This window comes from Shewanella fidelis ATCC BAA-318 (genome assembly GCF_000518605.1).
In the GTDB taxonomy this organism is placed as follows: Bacteria; Pseudomonadota; Gammaproteobacteria; order Enterobacterales; family Shewanellaceae; genus Shewanella; species Shewanella fidelis.
The window spans coordinates 322,530-345,757 of record NZ_JADX01000005.1; the positions used below are offsets into that span (position 1 = coordinate 322,530).

At 42.7% G+C, this 23,228-nt stretch carries 19 protein-coding genes; 13 read left to right on the forward strand and 6 right to left on the reverse strand.

Going from position 1 to position 23,228, the window contains the following annotated elements:
• The first annotated feature begins 1 nt into the window (after nucleotide 1).
• The 7 genes from gcvP (at nucleotide 2) to L884_RS0103895 (ending at nucleotide 9,724) form a co-directional block, all read left to right on the forward strand.
• A complete protein-coding gene (gene gcvP / locus L884_RS0103865; RefSeq protein WP_028766256.1) occupies nucleotides 2-2,890 on the forward strand; it encodes an aminomethyl-transferring glycine dehydrogenase in 2,889 nt (962 codons plus the stop codon).
• 300 nt (nucleotides 2,891-3,190) lie between these two features.
• A complete protein-coding gene (locus L884_RS0103870) occupies nucleotides 3,191-3,853 on the forward strand; it encodes a hypothetical protein (protein WP_028766257.1) in 663 nt (220 codons plus the stop codon).
• A 350-nt stretch (nucleotides 3,854-4,203) separates the two neighbouring features.
• On the forward strand, nucleotides 4,204-4,548 hold the full coding sequence (locus L884_RS21695; protein ID WP_245603057.1) for a hypothetical protein: 345 nt from the start codon (nucleotides 4,204-4,206) through the stop codon (nucleotides 4,546-4,548).
• A gap of 573 nt (nucleotides 4,549-5,121) precedes the next feature.
• Entirely contained in the window at nucleotides 5,122-6,252 is a 1,131-nt protein-coding gene (locus L884_RS0103880; protein WP_028766258.1) for an S-(hydroxymethyl)glutathione dehydrogenase/class III alcohol dehydrogenase, read from the forward strand.
• Nucleotides 6,253-6,393: 141 nt separating this feature from the next.
• Nucleotides 6,394-7,233, forward strand: a complete 840-nt coding sequence (gene fghA, locus L884_RS0103885) for an S-formylglutathione hydrolase (RefSeq protein WP_281171823.1) — start codon at nucleotides 6,394-6,396, stop codon at nucleotides 7,231-7,233.
• Between the two features lie 370 nt (nucleotides 7,234-7,603).
• Complete coding sequence (locus L884_RS0103890) at nucleotides 7,604-8,893, forward strand: NAD(P)/FAD-dependent oxidoreductase (protein ID WP_028766260.1); 1,290 nt, start codon at nucleotides 7,604-7,606, stop codon at nucleotides 8,891-8,893.
• Nucleotides 8,894-9,103: 210 nt separating this feature from the next.
• Nucleotides 9,104-9,724: a hypothetical protein gene (locus L884_RS0103895; protein ID WP_028766261.1), complete on the forward strand. Its 621-nt coding sequence runs from the start codon at nucleotides 9,104-9,106 to the stop codon at nucleotides 9,722-9,724.
• Between the two features lie 150 nt (nucleotides 9,725-9,874).
• On the opposite strand, the gene L884_RS0103900 is transcribed toward L884_RS0103895, so the two are convergent.
• Together L884_RS0103900 and L884_RS0103905 are read right to left on the reverse strand one after the other, a co-directional pair.
• Nucleotides 9,875-10,330 carry a hypothetical protein gene (locus L884_RS0103900; RefSeq protein ID WP_028766262.1) on the reverse strand — a complete coding sequence of 152 codons (456 nt, stop codon included), beginning with the start codon at nucleotides 10,328-10,330 and terminating at the stop codon, nucleotides 9,875-9,877.
• Nucleotides 10,331-10,698: 368 nt separating this feature from the next.
• Nucleotides 10,699-11,793 carry a hypothetical protein gene (locus L884_RS0103905; RefSeq protein WP_028766263.1) on the reverse strand — a complete coding sequence of 365 codons (1,095 nt, stop codon included), beginning with the start codon at nucleotides 11,791-11,793 and terminating at the stop codon, nucleotides 10,699-10,701.
• Nucleotides 11,794-12,096: 303 nt separating this feature from the next.
• Between L884_RS0103905 and L884_RS0103910 the strand changes: the two genes are divergently transcribed.
• Nucleotides 12,097-13,278 (forward strand): hypothetical protein, encoded by a 1,182-nt coding sequence (locus L884_RS0103910; RefSeq protein ID WP_028766264.1) that lies wholly within the window; start codon nucleotides 12,097-12,099, stop codon nucleotides 13,276-13,278.
• A gap of 63 nt (nucleotides 13,279-13,341) precedes the next feature.
• On the opposite strand, the gene L884_RS0103915 is transcribed toward L884_RS0103910, so the two are convergent.
• A complete protein-coding gene (locus L884_RS0103915; protein WP_028766265.1) occupies nucleotides 13,342-13,701 on the reverse strand; it encodes a helix-turn-helix domain-containing protein in 360 nt (119 codons plus the stop codon).
• Nucleotides 13,702-13,810: 109 nt separating this feature from the next.
• Entirely contained in the window at nucleotides 13,811-14,449 is a 639-nt protein-coding gene (locus tag L884_RS0103920) for a hypothetical protein (protein WP_028766266.1), read from the reverse strand.
• 282 nt (nucleotides 14,450-14,731) lie between these two features.
• Here L884_RS0103920 and L884_RS0103925 point away from each other — a divergent pair, with 282 nt between their 5' ends.
• On the forward strand, nucleotides 14,732-15,139 hold the full coding sequence (locus tag L884_RS0103925; RefSeq protein WP_028766267.1) for a MerC domain-containing protein: 408 nt from the start codon (nucleotides 14,732-14,734) through the stop codon (nucleotides 15,137-15,139).
• 66 nt (nucleotides 15,140-15,205) lie between these two features.
• On the opposite strand, the gene L884_RS0103930 is transcribed toward L884_RS0103925, so the two are convergent.
• Both L884_RS0103930 and L884_RS0103935 read right to left on the reverse strand, forming a co-directional pair.
• Entirely contained in the window at nucleotides 15,206-18,826 is a 3,621-nt protein-coding gene (locus tag L884_RS0103930) for an Ig-like domain-containing protein (protein WP_028766268.1), read from the reverse strand.
• 658 nt (nucleotides 18,827-19,484) lie between these two features.
• Entirely contained in the window at nucleotides 19,485-19,982 is a 498-nt protein-coding gene (locus L884_RS0103935; RefSeq protein WP_028766269.1) for a phosphatase domain-containing protein, read from the reverse strand.
• Nucleotides 19,983-20,204: 222 nt separating this feature from the next.
• Here L884_RS0103935 and L884_RS0103945 point away from each other — a divergent pair, with 222 nt between their 5' ends.
• From L884_RS0103945 to L884_RS0103960, 4 genes are all read left to right on the forward strand, one after another.
• Nucleotides 20,205-20,696 (forward strand): DUF6985 domain-containing protein, encoded by a 492-nt coding sequence (locus L884_RS0103945; protein WP_245603058.1) that lies wholly within the window; start codon nucleotides 20,205-20,207, stop codon nucleotides 20,694-20,696.
• 45 nt (nucleotides 20,697-20,741) lie between these two features.
• Nucleotides 20,742-22,004, forward strand: coding sequence for a DUF1963 domain-containing protein (locus L884_RS0103950; RefSeq protein ID WP_028766271.1), 1,263 nt, complete (start codon nucleotides 20,742-20,744; stop codon nucleotides 22,002-22,004).
• 65 nt (nucleotides 22,005-22,069) lie between these two features.
• Complete coding sequence (locus tag L884_RS0103955; RefSeq protein ID WP_028766272.1) at nucleotides 22,070-22,465, forward strand: hypothetical protein; 396 nt, start codon at nucleotides 22,070-22,072, stop codon at nucleotides 22,463-22,465.
• Between the two features lie 361 nt (nucleotides 22,466-22,826).
• Nucleotides 22,827-23,216, forward strand: coding sequence for a glycine zipper family protein (locus L884_RS0103960; RefSeq protein WP_028766273.1), 390 nt, complete (start codon nucleotides 22,827-22,829; stop codon nucleotides 23,214-23,216).
• Nucleotides 23,217-23,228: the final 12 nt, after the last annotated feature.

Here is a 23,228-nt window from a genome sequence, read left to right on the forward strand (position 1 = left end):
CATGACCACAGAAACCCTTACACAACTAGAGCAGCACGAATTATTTCTTCGTCGCCACATTGGCCCAGGTGCAGAGCAGCAACAAGAGATGCTTAACTTTGTTGGCGCTGAGTCATTAGAGGATTTAACCGCACAGATTGTGCCGGGTGCTATTTTATTAAACCGTGACTTAGCGGTTGGTGATTCATGTGGCGAAGCAGAAGGCCTAGCCTATATCCGCAAAATTGCGCAAAAAAACCAAGTATTCAAAAGCTACATTGGTATGGGCTACCACGGCACTGAAGTACCAAGCGTTATTCAGCGCAACGTACTAGAAAATCCGGGTTGGTACACCGCGTACACACCATACCAGCCAGAAATCGCCCAAGGCCGTCTTGAAGCGATTTTGAACTTCCAGCAAATGTCGATGGATTTAACCGGTCTAGACTTAGCTTCTGCGTCACTGCTTGATGAAGCAACAGCAGCTGCTGAAGCAATGGCTCTGTCTAAGCGTGTATCTAAAGCAAAAAAAGCCAACATCTACTTTGTCGCTGATGATGTATTCCCACAAACTATCGACGTAGTGAAAACCCGCGCTGAATGTTTTGGTTTTGAAGTTATCGTAGGCCCTGCTGAAGATGCCGTTAACTACGAGCTATTTGGTGCCTTGTTCCAATACACTAACGTTCACGGTGAAATCGTTGATCACAGCGAGCTATTTGCCAAGCTGCACGAGAAAAAAGCATTAGTTTCAGTCGCGGCCGATATCATGTCGCTAGTCATGCTAAAGTCGCCGGGCTCAATGGGCGCAGACGTTGTATTTGGTAACTCTCAGCGCTTTGGTGTACCAATGGGCTTTGGTGGTCCACACGCTGCTTTCTTTGTGACGCGTGATGCGCACAAGCGTTCACTACCGGGTCGTATTATTGGTGTATCACAAGACACTCGTGGCAACCGTGCACTGCGTATGGCAATGCAAACTCGCGAGCAGCATATTCGCCGCGAAAAAGCGAACTCAAACATTTGTACTGCACAGGTGCTGCTGGCCAACATGGCATCTTTCTATGCAGTATTCCATGGTCCACAAGGTCTTAAAACGATTGCAGAGCGCATTCACCGCCTAACCGATATCGTTGCAGCTGGTTTGACTGCAAAAGGCGTAGAGCTAGTGAACAGTACTTGGTTTGATACCCTTTCAATTAAAGGCTTAGATGTTGCAGCGGTTAAAGCGCGCGCAGTAGAAGCTGGCCTAAACCTACGTATCGACAACGACGGTATTGTGGGCTTGAGCTTAGCTGAAACCACTACTCGCGGTGATGTTGCAGAGCTATTTGATGTGATCCTTGGCGCAGGCCATGGCCTAGATGTTGCTGCACTTGATAGCGAAATCATTGCTAACGGCAGCCAGTCAATCCCATCTGAACTACTACGTACCGATGCGATTTTGACGCACCCAACCTTTAATCGCTACCAAAGCGAAACAGAGATGATGCGTTACATCAAGCGTTTAGAAAGCAAAGATCTTGCCCTAAACCACTCGATGATTTCTCTTGGTTCATGCACCATGAAGCTAAACGCGGCAACTGAGATGGCGCCGGTTTCTTGGCCTGAATTTGGTAACATGCACCCGTTCTGCCCAACAGAGCAAGCGCAAGGTTACGCTCAGTTACTTGAAGAGCTATCAGCATGGTTAGTTGAAATCACCGGCTACGATGCAGTATCACTGCAGCCAAACTCGGGTGCACAAGGTGAATACGCAGGTTTGTTAGCAATTAAGCAATACCACGAGTCTCGCGGCGACGCGCACCGTAATGTGTGTCTAATCCCGCAATCAGCCCATGGCACTAACCCTGCATCGGCGCAGCTTGCAGGCATGAAGATTGTGGTTACTGCCTGTGACAAGGCCGGTAACATCGACATGGAAGACCTACGTGCGAAAGCGGCTGAAGTGGCTGATAACCTATCTTGCATCATGGTGACTTACCCATCGACTCACGGTGTATACGAAGAAAGCATCGCAGAGATCTGTGAAGTGGTACATCAGCACGGCGGTCAAGTTTACCTTGATGGCGCAAACATGAACGCACAGGTTGGCCTAACATCACCGGGCTTTATTGGCGCAGACGTATCGCACCTTAACCTACACAAAACGTTCGCTATTCCACATGGCGGCGGCGGACCAGGTATGGGCCCAATTGGTGTTAAAAAGCACCTTGCTCCGTTCCTATCTGGCCACAGTGTTATCAAGCACGGTTTAGAGTCAGACAACAACGGCGCAGTATCTGCAGCACCATTTGGTAGCGCAGGCATTCTGCCAATTACTTGGATGTACATTAAGCTGTTAGGTAAAAAAGGCCTACGTCAGTCAACACAAGTGGCGCTACTAAACGCTAACTACGTGATGAAGAAGCTATCAGCCCATTACCCAGTGCTATACACAGGCCGTAACGACCGTGTAGCGCACGAGTGCATCATTGATTTACGTCCGCTTAAAGAAGCATCTGGCGTGACTGAGATGGATATTGCTAAGCGTCTAAACGACTACGGCTTCCACGCGCCAACCATGAGCTTCCCTGTTGCAGGTACGCTAATGATTGAGCCGACAGAGTCAGAGTCTAAAGTTGAGCTAGACAGATTCATCGAGGCAATGGTGTCTATCCGCGGCGAAATCGCTAAGGTAGAAGCAGGTGAGTGGCCAGTGGATAACAACCCTCTGCACAACGCACCGCACACCATGGCTGACATTATGGACCCTGCATTTGATGAGCGTCCATATAGCCGTGAAGAAGCTGTGTTCCCAACTGCAGCGGTTAAGGCGAATAAGTTCTGGCCAACGGTTAACCGTATTGATGATGTGTTTGGTGACCGCAACCTAATGTGTAGTTGTGCACCTGTATCTGACTACGAATAATTGCTGCTTGGGCTTGCTACTGCGGCGTTGAACCTCGTCTCCAGTCCTCATTGACTGGAGTCAACTCCGGGCTAGAGCCTTCGGTTCGCCTAGCATTAGCTTCGCCAGCGACGCAATTATGGAAACTGTGAGTTTGGTGGTTTCTGGTGGTTAAAGAATTGAAAAAGCGAACCGATTGGTTCGCTTTTTTGTTTTTAAGGGTATGAATTTTAGATTAAAAGTAAAATAATTTGATTTTTATCACCCTGAGGAGGTTTTAAAACCCCTATTGTAAGGAACACAATTATAAAGGAGTAAGAAATGGATTTTATTTCATGGCGGAAGCGTGAACTGCACAAGGAGAAGTTTTTCATTGAAGACGGGATTCTTAACAAAGACCTTTGGGAAAAAGCACCTGTTAAAGTGCTGTTTTTGATGAAAGAGGCTTATGAAAGTTCAACTGAAACCGAACAAGAATGGGCGCTAAATGAATACCTAGCTTCTAAAACGTTAAAAGAACTAGGTAAGCCGATGTGGTGGTCTGTAGCGCACTGGCTTGATGGCATTAATAAGCTTATCGTTACTGGTGAAGTTCAATCATTTGATGAAGGTTACAAATCAGATCCCAAGGTCGAAGAGGCCTTTCAAAGCTGCGCTATTATCAATATCAAAAAGAGTGCTGGTCAAAGCTCATCTGCGGTAGATGATCTATCGAAATATGTTGATAGTGATTGGGATTTATTACTTGAACAAATCAAAGCTATTAACCCAGATCTGATCATTTGCGGTGCGACCTACCCACTAATTGCGCCTAAGTTAGGTAAACCAACAAAGTCTGCCGAATGGTTGTATCAAACCGAAGGCTATTACTTTGTCGACTTTTGGCATCCATCAAATCAATGGCCGTATAAAGTGAAATATTACTCGTTGCTCTCAGCGCTGAAGCAGTCGAAAGAGTTGTGGCAACCACTTCGAGCCCTGTAGATTAAGCTCTACACTGGCAGCAATGCAATTATTTGGAAAGCACCCTTTGTGGTGCGTTTTTATTGGGCTTTTTATGGCCTACGGCCACTAAAGTCGTGGCGCTTCGCCCACACCCGACCAAAAGGGGAAAAGCGCTTGTTCCCCTTTTGGAAATCCCCCAGCGCCCCGACGAAATTTTCTGAGAAGCGAAAGATTCCGAGGGGAAGTTGGTGTGATCTTCAAGGGGAGAGTATTAAGCATCACTATGCTGCTATATCTGTACTAGTTTCATAGAGAGTCGGAACTAGCAAACTCTATAGTTATATCTCAACTCTTCTAGTTCGCTTAAGCCGTTATTGTTTGGGCTGGAAATGTGGCTCAACTTTCAAGCCTTAAAGGCAGATTGGTATTGTGAGGAAGCCTGTATCTTGGTTTTCAACTTTACCTTGGTTAGGTGCTTGGAAGATAAAGGGCTGGCTGTTAGTGAAAAGAGTGGAAACGCTGCGGCGTCTAGTAATGAAAAGTGGATAGTCGAGGATGGTTACGCTTATTGCCACGACAGCACGAGCTTAAAGACCACGGCGTTTATTGCGGTTGCTGACTTGTTTGAAGCTGGTGTGGGGATAGATCTGGCGATTAAGGGGCGGTTGGTGAGTGTGGTTAATGGTGTTGCTAAGTCTTTAGGTCTGCAGAATGTTATGCTTCTTTTCGTTTAACTTCTGAGCTTAAGTGTATAATAATATTAACTTTGTTTTATTCTTTAATTGACATTAAAGGGGAACCAACCATAGACAGCCATCGTTAATGGCGTGTTTGTAGACCTCTTACTAAGCTTTAACTATTGCTGAAGTTGGAGGTTGTTTTTGTTTTGTTCGCCCCGTCCTAAAAGTGCAATCATTAGCTTGGAACTCTCGATTCATTGACTCCAGTCTTCATTGACTGGAGTTAACTTTGGTTAGAGTTAGCTTTGACTAGAGTCTTCAGTTCGCATACCGCTGGCCGGGTTTTAGTGTACTTACCCTCACCTTTTTAACCCTCTTTTTTTCTTTCAATAAAAACTAATTTAGATGACTTTGTGAAACTTTCTGGTTAGTGCCTATACTCAATCATAGAAATTTAAGCAAAATCTGAAATGCTATAACTATTACACCTTGGTAATAATCATTTACCTAAATAGGGGATTATCACTATTAATTTAACCAATATAATTGTCGGCATCTGCAGAGGGGAGTCACAGTGCTTCCCATGCCAAATCTTATAGAGCTTATTTAATTTAAAGGAAGTGAATAATGACTGCACAACCAATTACTTGTAAAGCAATGGTAGCCTGGGCTGCTGGTCAGCCGCTGAAAGAAGAAACTGTTACTGTTGCACCACCAAAAGCCGGTGAAGTACGTATAAAAGTGATGGCAACAGGTGTTTGCCACACCGACGCTTTCACTTTGTCTGGTGATGATCCAGAAGGGATCTTTCCTTCAATTTTAGGTCACGAAGGTGGCGGTATTGTTGAGTCAATCGGCGAAGGGGTGACTAGCGTTCAGGTCGGTGACCACGTGATCCCGCTATATACGCCAGAGTGTGGTGAGTGCAAATTCTGTAAGTCAGGTAAAACTAACCTGTGTCAGAAAATCCGTGAAACTCAAGGTAAAGGTCTGATGCCAGACGGTACAACCCGCTTTACTGTTAATGGTCAGCAAATTTTCCACTATATGGGTTGTTCAACTTTCAGTGAATATACGGTACTGCCAGAGATCTCACTTGCAAAGATCAACAAAGAAGCGCCACTTGAAGAGGTATGTCTACTGGGCTGTGGTGTAACTACGGGTATGGGCGCGGTGACCAATACTGCGGATGTTAAGAAAGGCGATACCGTTGCTGTATTTGGTTTAGGTGGCATTGGTTTGTCTGCGATTATCGGTGCGCAGATGGCGGGTGCTGGTCGAATCATTGCGATTGATATCAACCCTGAAAAATACGATCTAGCCCGTAAATTGGGTGCTACTGATTGTGTTAACCCTAAAGACTACGATAAGCCAATCCAAGATGTGATTGTAGAGATGACTGACGGTGGTGTGGACTTCTCGTTCGAGTGTGTGGGTAACGTGCACCTGATGCGTAGCGCTTTAGAGTGTTGTCACAAAGGTTGGGGCGAGTCGGTAATTATTGGTGTTGCTGGTGCTGGGCAAGAGATTGCTACCCGTCCATTCCAATTGGTTACTGGTCGAGTATGGAAAGGTTCTGCATTTGGTGGTGTTAAAGGTCGTTCTGAATTACCTGAATATGTAGAACGCTACATGAATGGCGAGTTTAAATTGGATGACTTTATTACTCATACCATGAGCTTGCAGGAAGTGAATGAAGCCTTCGAACTTATGCATCAAGGTAAGTCAATCCGTACCGTTCTACATATGAACCGCTAAGTAAGCATTAAAAGGTGTTGCTCAGCAGTTGTAGCTGAGCGACCAACGCAATTTGCTTGAGACGTTTTCTATCGCTTAAGCAAATTGCACAAGCTGGAGCTTGCAGGTTCGAGTTCCAGCTTAGTTTTTCTGGGAGTTATTATGTCAATGTTAAGTCATCTTTCTAGCAACAAAAGCTTTGGCGGCTGGCATAAGCAATATCAGCACAGCAGCACTGTATTGAACTGTAATATGCGCTTTGCTATTTATCTGCCACCACAGGCTGAAACTCAAAAAGTGCCGGTGCTGTATTGGTTATCGGGTCTGACTTGCACTGACGAAAACTTTATGCAAAAAGCGGGGGCTCAGAGTATTGCTGCTGAATTAGGTATCGCTATCGTTGCACCGGACACAAGCCCGCGTGGAGACGAGGTTGCTAATGATGAAGCTTACGATTTGGGTCAAGGGGCAGGTTTTTATGTCAATGCGACTCAAGCGCCATGGGATAAGCACTTCCACATGTACGATTATGTGGTAAATGAACTGCCAGCCTTGATTGAAGCAGAGTTTCCGGTTACTGATGTGCGTGCCATTAGTGGTCATTCCATGGGCGGGCATGGTGCGTTAATGATTGCGCTGCGTAATCCTCAACGTTATCGCTCGGTATCAGCATTTAGTCCAATTGTTAACCCAAGCCAAGTGCCGTGGGGCCAAAAAGCATTTAGTGCTTACTTAGGTGGCGATAAAACAGCATGGCAGCAATATGATAGTTGCGCGCTAATGGCTGCGTCTGCTGGTTCACTGCAACTACCTGCGTTAGTTGACCAAGGTCTGTCAGATGACTTTTTGCCTGAACAGTTACAACCGCAAGCATTGCTGAATGCTGCTGAGGCTTCTGGTTATCCGCTGACGCTGAATCAGCACCTAGGTTACGATCATAGCTACTACTTTATTGCTAGCTATATTGAAGCGCATTTACGTTTCCACGCTAAGTGGTTGTGATCCTACTTAAGCTTATATCGCAGTCGGCCTTATGAAAACCCCAGCCGTATCAAACTAAAATTTAGCGCCGCCATTGCACAACGCAACTATTACACAATGCAATTAGCGCACAACGTAATTATTACACAAAGGAACTATTACACACCGCAATATGGACGTTGGTGGCCTGTTGCTTGTTAGCGGCTTTCAGCGGCTACAAAAATATAGCCAATTTTAGCTTAGATAAATGACTGCAACCCCACCATTACTTAGCCACTAAGTCATCTTAGAGGCGATTAAAAATTACAAGCGAGAGCTTTCAAGCGTGTTAGCAATAGGTGATTAAATTCAATCATATAAGCAACAGCGCTGCTTTAAATCGGAGCAAATTATGAAAAAGATAGTCGTCGTCGGCGGTGGTGCTGGCGGTATGGAGTTAATCACCAAACTGGGTAAAACTCTAGGAAAAAAGGGTAAAGCTGAAATCACATTAGTGGATATTGCTAACCATCATATTTGGAAACCACTTTTACATGAACTCGCTACAGGTAGTTTAGATGAAGGGACTAACGCTGTTGATTATCAAGTACATGGTGCTAATAAAGGCTACCTTTATCAGCGTGGTGCACTAACCGGCATCGATCGCGAAAATCGACAAATTATTCTAGCACCACTTTATAGTGCTGATGGTCGCCTGATTTTAGATGAGCGTCGTCTAGACTACGATTATCTGGTCATTGGCATTGGTGCAATTAGCAATGACTTCGGTATTCCTGGAGTGAAAGAGCATGCCTTTACGCTAGATCTGACCGAGCAAGCGATGATCCTACGTGAACGTATTCAAGATCAATTTATGCAGCACGCTAGTGGTCAGCGCCAAGGTAAGATGAAAGTGGCTATTGTTGGCGCGGGGGCAACGGGTGTTGAGATGGCGGCAGAGCTGCATCATATGACCCAGACCTTACGTAAATACGGATACAAGTTAGAGCAAGACTTACTAGATTTAACGATAGTCGAAGCATCAGACTCTGTAATGCCTGCGTTACCTAAGTCAGATCTTCGCCAATCGGTACACGATAAATTGTTAGAGCTGGGCGTTAAGGTTAGCACAAGCACTATGGTGACCGAAGTCACCAAACAAGGTTTAACCACTAAAGATGGCCAGTTAATTGAGGCTGACTTAATTGTTTGGGCTGCTGGTGTTAAAGCGCCAGAAGTGTTAGCGACACTGGGCTTAGAAGTTAATCGTGCCAACCAGTTGATGGCTGCCGATACTGGGCGTACTTTGTCGGATGATCGGATCTTTACCTTTGGTGATTGTGCGAGTATTCCCCAAGAAGACGGTAGTTTTTTACCACCGAGAGGCCAAACTGCTAGACAGGTAGCATTGATGATAGGTACTAACCTGACTCGCTTGTTGAAAGATCCGAATGCTAAGTTGGATCGTTACGTTTACAAAGATTTAGGTAGCTTTGTTAACCTAGCGCACTTCAATACTGTTGGTAATATGTTCTCGTTCTTCCACGGTGGTTTACAGCTAGTGGGCTGTCCTGCACGTTTTGTTTACGCATCGCTTTACCGTAGACACATTATATCGCTACACGGTCCGCTTAAAGGGTCAATGATTTTAATGATCCATGGCTTGAACCGCTTGCTTCGTCCACAACTGAAGCTGTGGTAATAACAAAAACCATACTTGCCTTCTACTTCAGGTATTGCTGAAGTAGGAGGTGACTTTTCCCTATTAGTCCCGCCTTAGAAATACACTCACTAGGCTTTTTTAAAGCTATTTAGCATAAAGCTCTTGCAGTGTTGACAAGAAAAGGGGGCTTGTTTAGTTTGAGGGAGTGTTAAGGACAACATATTCGTGATATTTAAAGGGACTAAAGTTATGGTTAATCATAGCGTTATATACGCTTTTATACTTAGCGGTTGTATGTTTTCACAGCATGCAATGTCACAGGAAAAAGTTAATTCAGAATGTGCTTCAAAGTATGATATTGCGATAGATGCTTGTACTACCAAAACTGGTTATACAGAACTGTTTCTTGAAAGGTACAATATACATAGTGTTGATGTTAAATCGAGTTATGACAAGGCTTTAGATTCAAATAGAGCTGAGATCCGAGATTTAGTAAAAAGATATAAGCAAACCTATAATCAATTAAATAGTGTGGATGACAAACTTAGCTTTGTTAACCTGTTTTTATCTAGAGTCACTGATAAATATAACCTTACCTTAAAGCTGGGCAATGGTTATGATGAATCGATAAAAGTAATCGTAAATGGCACCAGAGGCTATAATGCGCTATCCGTTGGCTATGCTATTTCGTTATTTGGCACTGATATAATAAATAGTGAAACCGATAATTTATACTTTGTAGGTTTATCAAGGTTAAACGCCAATGCTTTTACACAAGAAGTCGCTGCAGATGTCACTTATGTTTTAAAGGCGAGTACTAATAGTATAAATGGCGGCGTGAAATCAGTTGACTCTCATCCTCTGAAATAAAATGGAATATTGATTAAGGCAATGACAATACTCTATGGGCTAAAGTGCAAGCTCGAAGTAGGTCGGTTGCTTTTCTTTTTGTTCCTCCATCAAAGTACGCCCATAATCTCAACGCTATTAATTGTACCAATAGCTCTAGCCTTGTTATAGCTATATGCTTGTCATGGTTGAGCTTTTATTGTTTTCCTGTTGTAAAAATTGCTTGAGCAAAATATCAAATTCTTTTCTATTTAAGCCTTTAGATACTCTGTGTAGCGAGCCGCTATCTGCTGTCGTGTAGTGAATTTTTATGACGTGATCTTTCCAGTTTGCTTGGGTGGATAACTGGTATTTCTGTGATAGAAAAGCCAACAAGTCTGCGGTTTCTTTTATACGCTGTTGCTGATCTGGGATCTTACTGATAGTACGAAACAAACTGGTTATATAGGTTGTATCTTCAGCTGTATAGCTTATAGGGTTATTTGGATGACTGCTTATTAATAGGTTTTCAGCATTGTCATTGTGAAACTGAATATGCTCAATGTTGGTTGTTTCAGCTGTAACTGCAAATGCAGGAGCCATGAGTAAGCAAAAAATAACGGCTAATACATGAATATGGTTTCTCATGATAATGTCCTTATTTCTGTAGTTAAACATCCTGTTCGAAATACAAGCTAGCACTAATGTATTTTTTAGTAAATACAACATGCGTTCAATATTCACATAAGCGATATGGAAGGTTAATCATAGAGCTACACTGCTAAGCTTAGCTTTCTTGTTTTGTTAATGGTCATTATTATTGCTATAGGTATATGTGTTTAATATCTATTCGGCAGGGTTTTCTGTGCTATTGAGAAAATTATTTTGTATAGAGATATAATTACAATAACAGTTAAAAGGGGCTTTTTGCTGATTTTTGAGTAATTTACATCTTAGCTGACTACGAAGAACAAGATAAGTGAGGGTAAGTTTTCCCCTCACTGCAAGTCAAATGACTACCATATTAGTTTGTTTCCAAAATATAAGTACCAATTACTTATGGTTAAATTTAAATCGGCAGGGTTACCGTATGTATCAATTACTCGTATAGTCATTGAGTTTGCTAATTGTCTTTTCTTTGATGAGGGCCAAACATTGTTAGGAAACTCTTTTCCGTACATAGCTGCAAATTTGACTATTGGTTTAACTTTTGCGGAGCTTTTAGTATTTAATCTGAAGTTAGTTATATTTTTTACACTGTAAAGAGGGGTATAGTTTTTTACTTCGTTTTTAAGAGCTTCAATATAAAAAAGGCGGTCGTTTTCTGATACGCGCATTGTTGCTACACTTGGCATTGAGTATACATCGCCATTGGGGTTTGGCTTTCTGATATTTAATCGTTTTGGGTTTGCTAATGTGAACTTATTTGAGTTTTTTGATGTTAATTCGTAATATCTAATGTAAAGTTTTTTGCCTAATTTATCTCTTGCTTCACTATTTTTTTGAGTTAAAGAAAAATCTGCCGCCTGATACTTAGTAGGTATGAGTGTTTGGATTGTCACCGCGTTATCTTTCTTATCTCTACTATCGCATGTATCACGAGTTATCTCACTTAGGGTGGTTTTATTAATAACCGTTAGCTCTACACAGACATCTATCTTATCGGGATGACCTGTATTATTAGTCACATAAAATATCCTGACAGGGTTGGTTCGTTTAGGGGGATTTTTTCCTTTTCTTACTTTTCCGCCAACATTGCTTATAAAGTGGGGGAGTCTATTGAACTCATGTTCAACATCCCAGCCATCAAAAGGCAGTAAATTATGAGTATATCTTTCTTTGATTAAAAATTGGGGGTTAATAAAATCAGGCCCCAGTTTATATTCAATCGCTAAAGGTGACTGCATGAGGCCATTCGCATAAATCTTATTTTCATCTGTCAAAGGTGTTCTATGAGTAGTTATCTTAAGAACTGGGATGGCTTCTGTTGGGGGGGCGTATTTTATTGCGGCTAAAGCTGCTTTACCTATTATGCTGGGTAAAAGCACGCTTACTAACATTAAAGCAAAAATTGTATTATTTAAATAAGTGTTTTTATTGAAAATATTCATGTTGCTGTCTTCCATAATCATTAAAGTTAAATGTAGGGTTCTGTTAATTAATTGAATAAAGCCAGTTTATTCAGCTTATATGTATGAGCCTCATGTTTTGCTTTTTAGGGGAGTTTCAGACTAGACCCTGCTTTGCTTCTGTTGAAGAGCAGCTTATTTTTTGAGTTATTGTATTTTTGCCTATGAAGTTTCTGGTTTGCTCTGGGATTATGTTTGGTCTTATTGATTGTTTTCGATTTAAGCAACGTTTTTAGTATCGATAGGATTTATAATCGCTGACAGTAGAATAAAAAAGGCTTAGAAATGAAACTTCCTCTAGTACCTTATGGGCAACGGCATAACGTCATTTTGTTCGATCCTGCCGATCCTAAAAGCATTGCTGCGGCGTTGAGTGAATACCGCCAGTTACTTGATTGTAATGATGTGCTTTTCGGTGATTGTTATCCCTATCTTGATGTTGAGTTCAAAGTGCTGCAAGCGGGTAATATTCGCCGCTTGCAAGTCAGTGATGCGCCATTACTAAATGAGCAAACCTTTGCTGGCATGTATACCGACACGCACGATGAACAGCTCAATACGGTATTGGATTACGCTAGCTGGCAGCAAGAGTATATTGAAGACGGTGACGAGATTTTTATCTCAGAAATCATTCTGTTTGCCTTGGCAATTGGCTTTCCTCAATTAGAGGCTGATGTTGTCGCTACAGCTGAGTCAATGATTGGCTTTGCTCGTAGACTCAACGATAGCGGCGATATGTGGCGTGACAGTGAAACAATATTCGGTATTGATGCCCTGTTTTTACTGGCGTGGCATAAGCCTAAGTACAGTTACTTATTGTCGCGCTTTATTATTCCAGAGTGGGATATTCAACTACTACAGTTTTATCTGTGCTTTTTACATGCTCTGTTGGCGCGAGAGGGCTGGTCGGCAGATTTAGTTAAAGCCTATGTGTATTGCGATAACCCAGCCGCTCGATTAGGTTTTTACTGCAGTTACGATAGCTGTTTAGACGAGCCTGTATTGCCAAGTCTTGGTGAGTATCTGCAGCAGCACCCTGAACAATATCAGTCCTTTGTTGCGCAAGTTAAAGGCCGTTTCTCAGAGCAAGCTATGCTGATTGATGCAGACTGTGAGCAAGGTTTTAACGCTGTGTTATCGCTATTTCAAACCTTAGTTTTTCCGAATACTGACCAGTGGGATGAGCAAGAGGCTGGCTTAGTCATGCCAATTGTAGATGCGACACCATTCATGGGGAGCAGTTTGGGCGAGCAAGCTGCGCAGTTAAAAAGTGAGCTGCAAACTGAGCTGTTAACTGTCCAGCCAACTACTGCTTTAACCTTTACTTATAGTCGCAGTTCGCACTCAGCTTTTAGAAGAGAGTGCCTCGAAAAAGGGCAAGCACGTCAGCTACGGTTGGGTGAGCCTCGCGTTAGCCCGGGTTTTGCCAGTGCCCAAGAAGAACAAGATTTCTACGATGACTTATAAATATTAGCAGAGGTATTAAAGGCGGAAAGTTAATGTTGTACTCGTAGTCATGTACATCGCTGGCTATGGTTGTTGATTAAAAGCTTTCGCGATGTCGATTAATAGTTGTCTTGCGCTAGATTTTAACTCTGGAGGGAGTCTTTGTAGTATTTCTCCAACTAGGAGATCGGCAGGGTCGTGATTGAGCATTTTATCGGTACGAGCCTTAAAATAAACATCTTCAGGTTCAATTCTTACTACATCGCACCAAGCCCAAAAAGTATTTAGAGTAAGTTCGGCATTATTGCTATACAGTTTCGTTAGAGTAGGAAAAGAGACGCCGATCCTTTCTGCTAGATCTGTTTTCTTTATCTTAGGGCTATAATTGTTTGTTGCTGTGATTAATACCGTCAGAATCTCTTCTTGTGTCGGTCTAGGCCTCATAGTGCACTCTTTAGTCATTTGTTATTTATACGACTATATTAGTTCAGTTTTATTATACAAATAAAGCTATAGGGCGAGGTAGCCTATAGCTTTATTTTGTTAATAGTCGTTATTGCTGTCCGGTCGAAATATCTAAAGCAAGCTTGACATTGTTTTGGCGGTAAAAATAGGGCATTTGTTTGGCTTTTGTTTCATCCCAATCTAATAGGAACTCCATTTGGTTATCATCTGTGATGCAGCTTGGGTAGTGTGATGGCTCAATGCGTATCCATGTATTGAAATAAACTTCTATATTATTAATGCTTTGTAGACAGCTTGCTTTACTATTAAAAGTACTTAAGCGGTAGTTCAAAGGGTGCTCATCATAAAGGCTGACATCAAAATCTACTTCAGCTCTCATTTTACTGCCTGGGTAGCTGTGGTTTTCATAGACAGCTTTTGCAATGGTGCCATCTTGGTTTTGATGAACCTCTATAAGGTCATCACTACAGGCATTGAAAGGAACGCCCAAATTATTTTTAAAGCTCCAGATAGTTTTTCCATCTTGCTCTGCTTGTTCAATGATATGCCATTGATGGCACTCAGTGCCTATTCCCCAGTCTGGAGTATCATCAGTTGGGGGAACAGTCTCTGCTGGAGGCTCAGGTAGGTGTTCGGGTTGCTCTGGTAGCGTACCACTTTCATCAGAGCTACTGCAGGCAACTAAACTTGTTGTAAATAATGCAAATAACAATGTATGACGTCTCATCTCATGTTCCTAAATAGTAGCTCTCTGGGAGGTTTAATTTCGCGCTGAATTAAATTAAGTTTAATTTATTTGTGTTAAATTAAACTTAATTTAACTTTGTGGGTGAGATTTATTTTTATTGCAATGGTTTAGAGACGTTGATTAGCATTCGAGTATGTAAATTTCTGCTATAAATGCATTAATTAATTGTTTGCTAATATTGTTTGGTGGTAGGTTATTGACGCTGCATTATGGGCTCACTTTTATTGTGAGTAGTAATTGTCACAAACCTTAGGAATGGATATGAATAAGCCTGCACAACTTTTACTCGACCGTCTTGCTATTACCGGCTCTGCATTATGTGCACTACACTGTATCGCTACGCCATTATTATTGGTGTTATTTCCTTCGTTACTCGCTCTGCCTGTTGGTGATCATTTCTATCATATGCTGATGGTGTGGCTGGTGATCCCAACTAGCTCGATTGCGGTGTTAATGGGCTGCTCAAACCATAAAGACACTAAGGTGTTAGCATTGGCTGTTGTGGGTATTGTGGGGCTGAGCGTTAGCGCGATTTATGGTCATGACTTTTTGGGTGAAGTCGGTGAGAAACTGGCAACACTAGCAGCAAGCTTATTTCTAGTCGCTGCACATTGGCGTAATTACTCACTTTGTCGCAGTGACTCTTGTGAGAAGGCTAAAAGCGAGTAACACCGCCGATAAAAAAGCCAGTCTGCTTATGCAAACTGGCTTTAATTTTAACTATGGAAATTGAGCTTATTGTGGTGTTAAACCAAGTTGCTCAAGTACCAACTTAAAGTTTTCACGACGCTCTTTAACGTTGTGCACTTCACCAGTTGAACAGGTTAGGGCTGGGCAACCGCGGTTAACGATACCTGATACATCATCAATAAATTCAGTGCCTTTCATACCACCTTCAACATACTTTTTCAGTTCGTTGTGGTAGTTCCAGTTACCGTATTGGCCGCTTTCATCTGGGTAAGCCTGTACTGAGGTGACCCAGTAGAACAGACCTGCAATCCACTTGATTTCACGGTTCTCTTCAGAGCTACAAATTAACCCTGGGTTTGAACAGAAATCTAGCTCGGCATAGAGTGGATTTGCTGGTGGTGCTTCAACTGTTACACCATCAATGGTTTGGCCAATGGTGGCTGGGTCTACGTGTGAACGACCTAAGTAGTGGTTTAGGGTACCGAAGTTTTGGCGACCTGTGGTTTGAATTACACCACGGCCCCACCAACCACAACCTTCAACACTTTCTTGGCTGCTGCCGTCCCAAATAAACTTACCGGCTTTTTGGTCAACGTAAACCTTACATTCGTCACGTTCCCACACTTGCTTTGAGGTATCTACTGCGCTCGGTACATCATTACAATGGCCATTGTTAGTCCAGCGACCAACACTGCCGTTAACCAGTAAACCGCGTTCTTCCAGTACCGCATCAGGTGCAGCGAATACTGGCGCAGGAGCACCGTACCACTTCGCATGGGTTAACGCGCTGACTTCCATCTTGTTATCACGTGGACAAGAGTAAGCATGATCTAAACCTGAATCTGGGTTAACACCGTAGTCAGCATATTTTTGCCCTAGCTGACCACAACTTGCCGACATTGGGTAGTCGGCTGGTGCGCCATATTTGATTTCTGACCAGTTGTTTTCGTCACAGGCATTGTAGCGAATGGTTTCTTGCATACTTTGTGCTAAGAAAGCGGCAATAGCGACTTTGGCATATTTGATGTTGGTTGCATCATCTGCATTTTCATCAAGTAGCCAGAACTTATTACCCGCAACACCTATGTTATGCATGGCATTTAGGCCATCCATAAAGTCAGCCCATTTATAAACCGTTGACGGGATCCACTGTGATTGTGGCGTCTCGTACAGGAATGCGCTGTTGTTCATCGCATCTTCAGCATCGGCTAATTCACGGTTTAAAGCTTCAATCACTGTTAGATTGCCGCTTTCAGTGGTTTCACCCACATAGTACAGCGGCATTTTTGCAGTTTGGTATTGCTCAATTTTACTGCTTAACTGCTCAGAGTCTTGGTTAAACAAAATGGCAAATACGTTGCTGAATGCTGCCTTACGCAGTTGCGGTTTACTTGTGTGGTCACCCATAAAGTAATTTGCAGCTTGCGTTGTAGGGATCTGGTTTAGCATTGCTGGGGTATCGACAAAGTCAGTGACTTGCTTAACGTACTCTAATGCGTTGTGCCATTGCTCGCTTGATAGCGCCTGAGTAGCTGCCGATTTGGTGAAAGCAACAAAGTCCGCCTTGTTGGCTGCATCAGCTTTGTATAGCTCAAGTTTGTTGAGTAGATCAGCGGTAAATACCGACGCTTCATCCCAAACTGATTGGCGACCTGAGTGAGCATCGAAAGCAAAATCACCAATGGTTAATGACCAACCGTAAGTCGCTTGTGGAGCAAGCGTAGCAATAATTAGCTGATGCGCTTGCGCCCAGCCTTTTAGATCGTTGCTCAGTGCGTTGATCTCATCAAGATCAATACGGTTGCCGGTGATATCCATCGCCTTAATTAGCGCATCTTTAACTGCAATTGCACTGGTTGCTAGTGCGTTATCTTGAGTCGCTTTATCAAGCAGGTCGCTGCTGATAATGATTGATGCAGCCTCAACTTGTGCAGCTTGCTCCATGATCGATACAAAGCTGGCTGTTAACTTGTTTACATCTTTAATATCAGCGCTGTTGCTGGTTTCAAAACGCAAACTTACCGGGGGTGTTGTTGAAGGACTTGCTACCACTAAAGTATTTGGCCAACCTGCAACTTCAAGGCGTACCGGATCCATTGGATTAGGTAGCGAAAGTAGCGGTGCAGTGCCCGGCTCGGTACCATCACAGTTTAAGTGTAGCGCCCATGAACCGTCGCTTCCTGGAACGGTTTGGGTCCAGTAAACTGCAGAGTAGGCGATATTGTTATGCACCACTATGTCGCCACCAGCTGCATGGTCGCCACGGGGCCAGTCTGGGTAAACATTAAAGTCAGCACACAGTCCACCTGGTGGCGTAACTGGTGGATCGATAATCTCTTCTTTAATGCTGATACTGACATTGCTGGTAGCACTAAGGCCTTCAGCATCAGTAGCAATCGCTTTTAGCCCGATGCTACCTAGCTGCGTTGGTTGCCAATGACAGCTAAATACTTGGCTTTGAGCCGCATCAAATGAGCAGATCTGTTTATTATTGGCTTTAATCACCAGTGTTGCTAAGTCGTCATCAACATCGGTGGCATTAACAGAAATCGCAACGCTTTCGGTGTCATAAAAGCTTGCACCATGACTAGGGGTGATGAATTTTACCTCTGGCGCGGTGAACTCTTGTTCCGCTTCAACTGTGATATTTACACTCACCGTTGAAGAAAGTCCTTCTGCATCGCTAGCAATGGCTTTTAGGTTAACTCTGCCTGCTTGAGTAGGCTGCCAGTTACAGGCATAAGTCGCTGCATTGGTTGCATTAAACGAACAGATCTGCGCGTTGTTAGCTTTAATGACCAGTTTAGTTAAGTCGTCATCAACGTCGGTGGCATTAACTGAAATAGCAACTGTGTCTGTTTCATCAAAAATTGCGCCATTGTTAGGGGCAATGAATCTTACTGCTGGTGCAGTAAAGTCTTCTTCTGTCTCATCTTTTACGGTCACAGCAACAGATTGTTGTTCGATTTTTTGGTTGTTTTTATCGAATACAAAGATCTTAACCGTCGCGCTACCCGCTGCAGTCGGTGTCCAGTTATGTGAGTACAAGGTTTGGTTTGAACTAACAGCTTGTTGCGCTAGCTTTTGGTTGTTTACCCAAAACTCAACTTTGGCTGCTAGCTTACCAACTACCTTGGCTTGGATCGTGGTTGCAGTATCAAGAGTGAGTACTTGACCGGCGACAGGGGATAAAATAGCAACTTCTGTCGGTTCAGGCTCACCCGGTTCGCTTGAACATTCAGTTAGCGTCCAAAACCATGAATCAGCGCTTGGTGTTTCCCATACGCCTGGATTGTTCTTGGCAATAAAGCACTGGTTGGCGTAAGAGACGATATCGCCATTGTTAACCTTGGTCTGTCCTGGAATGAAAGCGATGATTTCACCCGGTTCAGGCTCAGGATCGGGCTCTGGTTCAGGTGCTGGATCACCCGAGCACTCGCTCGCGTCCCAAAACCATGAGCCAGCTTGTGGTGTTTCCCAAACACCCGGATTGTTTTTGGCAATAAAGCATTCGCCATTAAAAGCAACCATATCGCCATTTTGAACTTTTGTTTCTCCCGGAACAAAAGTAATGATATTCGATGTTAGTGTTGCGTCGGCGGCATACAAGTAGCCACTGAACATAACACTGGTCAATGCGACAGTTATTTTATTTATTTTTATCAAGGCTTAGTTCTTCTTTTATTCACTTATCGGAGTCGATAGGTGGATTAATTATTCAAGATGAGAGTTATAACTTGCTGCTAATTGTTAGCTCGGTATAACAACTCAATTTGTGATAGATAAAAAATGCGTTACCTATAGCGCTAAAGACATCATTAAACACGCTGGATAAATAGCCATATGAATAGCTAATATAGGAAACACATTCACGGCGAAGATATCAGCTAGAGACCTGCAATACACTCAGTTTTTAATGACTTAAAGCTCGATAGAATAAATAAGAATCAAACTAGTTTAATTGTGTTAAGTTATTGACTTAAGTCGGAATTTTGACTTTGTGTTGCCGGCTTGAATTCACTGTTTGTGCTGAGGCTAGAGATGTGTGTTGACTCGTGGTTGCATGCAAGGAAGATGTTTATAAATAGCGTATATTAGCAATGAAAGTTTTATTAACTTTCGGTTTTAACGTAGTTTTTAAAACGCTAATTTAATAAATCGTTAAGTGTTTAAACAAATGAATCATCTAGCTAAGAGATTTTGCGCTGTGGATTTTTTGAGCTTTAAGCGTTGAGAATAAAGCAATTGATTTATCTTAAGATGTATTGCGTCAAGAAATTGATGGGCATCTTAATACTTCATAAGATGCCCATAAGGCTGAGCTTTAGTTTATAGAGTAATGCTTGGCAAGATAATCGAGGTGCGCTTGCACAACTAAGGCTTTGGGGCGTAAAGCCTGAATACGTGATTTAATCTCTGGCCAAGGTTGTCCGAGTTCTAACATGATAATAGCTGCTACTAGGCCTGTGCGGCCAGAGCCCCCGCGACAATGAATCGCAACGGTATTTTTGTCTGCTATCAGCGACAAAATTTGTTGCTTAGCATTGGCAAATGCCGCATCGAAATCAGCTGCTGGTGCACAGTCATCTTCAATCGGCAGTGCAAACCAAGCTAGCTCTTGGATTTGGATTTCGCTACCCAAGGTCGGCACATTTAACTTAATCATTTCCTCTGCGGTAACCGTCGAAATCACAGCCGTAGCACCGGCTTGTTTTAAGCTGGCAACTGCCTCAGTAAGGCTCGCATCTTTAGTGCCCGGACATGGAGTGAAAATTAACTTGGCACCGTTATCCAATGTGAATAAATCATAGGGATGAGACATAAAACTTCCTTACATCGTTATTAAGTTTGTCGCAGTTTATGCTACTCAGTGTAAGTTGCTATAAGCGTAAATAGCAAACGCCAAAATCAATCGGTTTAGGGTTAAAGTGTTGCATAAAAAGTAGCCATATAAAGTAAAGGGTTTTAGATAAGTATTGATTTCTACCATGACGCCACATTAATGTGGCATCACTTTGAATATAATCCATATTTTTGCGAGCTCATGATGAAAGAAGTCAATATTACTTGGAAACCGGGTGCAGAGTTTCATGAAGCAACAACCGATCTTAATGCTTGGCATGATTTTAAAGCCTACGGCAACATAGGCTTTCTCACTCAAGAGGATTTAAGCCTAGCTGACAGCTTAGGCCAATGGTTTTTTGATAACCAAAAGCGTATTTATGCCATCGTCTGCGATTATGTTCAGCAGCACTACCAAGAATTGCTTGAAGAGTCAGAGTTCTTGGATGTGTTTGACGAAGAGGAGTCTTACCCCACTCTTGTTGGTGAAGTGACAGAAGCTGATATGCGCGCCGGTGATATTTTTAAGCTAATGCAAGTGTCTGCTTTTGTGTTGCTAAACCCTGAAAAAGATACGCTTGGTATTATTTTTGAGTGTGCTTGGGATGAAGAACACGGCTTTGGCTTGGTGATCCAAGGTGATGAAGTTATTAAGCAAGAAGGTGCAACCGTCGCCTATTGTGAATGTTTATAAAGCTTCATTTAGGCTAGCACAATTAACGGCAGTTCAAGGATTGGTATGTTAAAAGAGTGGTTTTGGCTGTTCAAAAAAATAAAGTCAGATCAGCATTTTGCTGAGTATCAGCCGGCATTGCAGCACTTGCTTGATAAAGGGCAAGATCTGCATGAGCTAGATGCTAATGGGCGCACAGCATTAGGGTATATTTTGGCTAAGCCGTTTCCAAGTACGGCAGCTGTGGCATGGCTGTTAAATTTGCCGCAGTTTACGGTGAATAAAGAAGCTTACCTTTACCCTTATGATCTCGATTTACCTGCAGGGTGTTTTCAGCTCACTAAAGCCAACAATATGATGGACAAATTAGATGAACTAATGCCATCAGTTTGGTGTGATATGAGTGAACTTGCTGAAAAACAACGTTTAGCAGAGCCTTATTTAATGCTATTGGCAAAACTTGAAGCCGCAGAACTCACTAATCCATTCCAATCGAATTGCCAATATTATCAGCAGGCATTTGCCGACAAACAACAAGAGCTACAACAGCTTGCTTTGTTAGAAGCGCAATTTAATGAGCTAAATGTTGGTTTTCATATGCTCGCGGCAGAGTATGACAATCCGTTTCAAAGTCGAATAACAGGTGCGCCTTGGTTACCAAGCGCTACGCCTGACATTGACAGCGCTAACTTAAAACAACTTGAGCTTATTCAGTCAGATCCTAGCTTGAAGTTTGTTTGCCAAATCAACTTTTCAGAGTTGAATAATACCGAGCCTGATTTACTTAATCATCGCTTACCAACAGCAGGCTTGTTACAGGTTTATATGCCGCAGCCTGAAGATGGCGAAGAGCCGCAAGGACAGTGCCAAGCGATATACTGGAGCGACGCTGAATTACAAGCTCTTGATTGGCAAGAAGCGACTGATAAAGTGATGATAGGTGATATGTTTGCCCCATCAAACTTTGGTATTGAATGTCGTAAAGCGGGAGCTTATCCATTATGTTGGCGGCCATATAAACAGCTGCCTGATGATCCTGAGCAAATAGCGTTAGCGCTAGAGAATATCGGGACTGTAATTGATCCTGAGCTTTATACCGATTGTGATTATGATAGTGGCTTAATGCCACAGGTATCGGAGCGGACTCAGCTTGTGTTTAACCAAGATGGCTCCTGTATTGAACAACCCTACTTACCTGCGGAGCATATTGCCATTTTAAGTTATCTTTATTGCGATTATGGTAGCTGTATATTCAGTATTCCGAGCAAGGCACTGCATGGCGATAATAGTGACTGGCAGCAACTGAGGTATATTTTTTGCCAAGATTAACTTCTACTTTATCGTGGTGAGTGTTCAACTTTATATGGTTATAGATAACCAAGGATAAGCATCCCATGCAGCAATTTCCAATGACAATTAGCGCAGCGGGTAACTTTTCAGACTCTTTGAAGCCGTTACTTGCTGAGCTTGAAATGTGGCTCAACTTTCAGGCATTAAAAGCTGATTGGTACAGCAATGAAGCACATGTTTTGCAATTTAATTTTAGTTTAGTCCGCAGTTTAACTGATGCCATGGCTCAGCAAATGAAAGAGACGGATAGCTCAAGTTGGGTTGTTGCTGGTGGTTATGCTTATCTGTTTGAAGCAAAGACTTTGCACACCGAAGCCTATATTGCAGTTGATGATTTACTTAAAAGTGGCACAGGTATAGAACGGGAAATTAAAACTAGGTTGCTTGCCGTGGCTAACGCTGTGGCCGCTGAGCATGACCTATTGAGATTATCGCTGTAAATCGACAGCTAAGCTAAACAGAGTGAAAGGCAGCAAATATGCTGCCTTTTTTATGCCTTATCAGTTTTTAAGAAGCTTAGTTCGGGCATAACTCACGTGTAATGCGTAGTGTTTAAATGCAGGGCCTAGAGGGCGTTCAAACACTTGGTGAACTCGTTAGATAAAGCATGTTTTTGCTAGAGATATATTTGGAATGTCACCGCGATAAAAATAAGGTTTCAATTTCTGCTTAAATTAATTTCTGTTCATCTAACAGACAGCTTAGGTTGGCTATTATTACTGCAACAAGTTTGACATTAGGTACGCAGCTTTTAGCTAAACTTAACTTTGAAGCTTATGGTCTGCACAGAGAGGAAAATTAATGAAACGTCATTTATTACTGTTAAGTGTATTGTTCGCGCCAATGAGTGTATTTGCCAATATTATCGTTGATAAGACGGGTGTAGACGAGAAAGACTATGTATATGATTTGCACCAATGTACTGAGTTATCAACACAAGTACAAAAACAGCAAACTGAAGGCAGTGCCATAGGCAGTGCAGCAAAAGGCGCGGCAATTGGCTCGGCAGGTAAGGCGATAGCCGGAGGATCAGGTACTGATGGTGCCAAACAAGGCGCAGCAATTGGTTTAGGTGTAGGCGTACTGTCTAAAGGTAGAGAGAGACGCAATAATCAAGCGGCTTATACGAATGAGCAAAATATGGTGATCAAGAACTGCATGACTAATCGTGGTTATGTGGTACTTAATTGATTTAGCATTGTC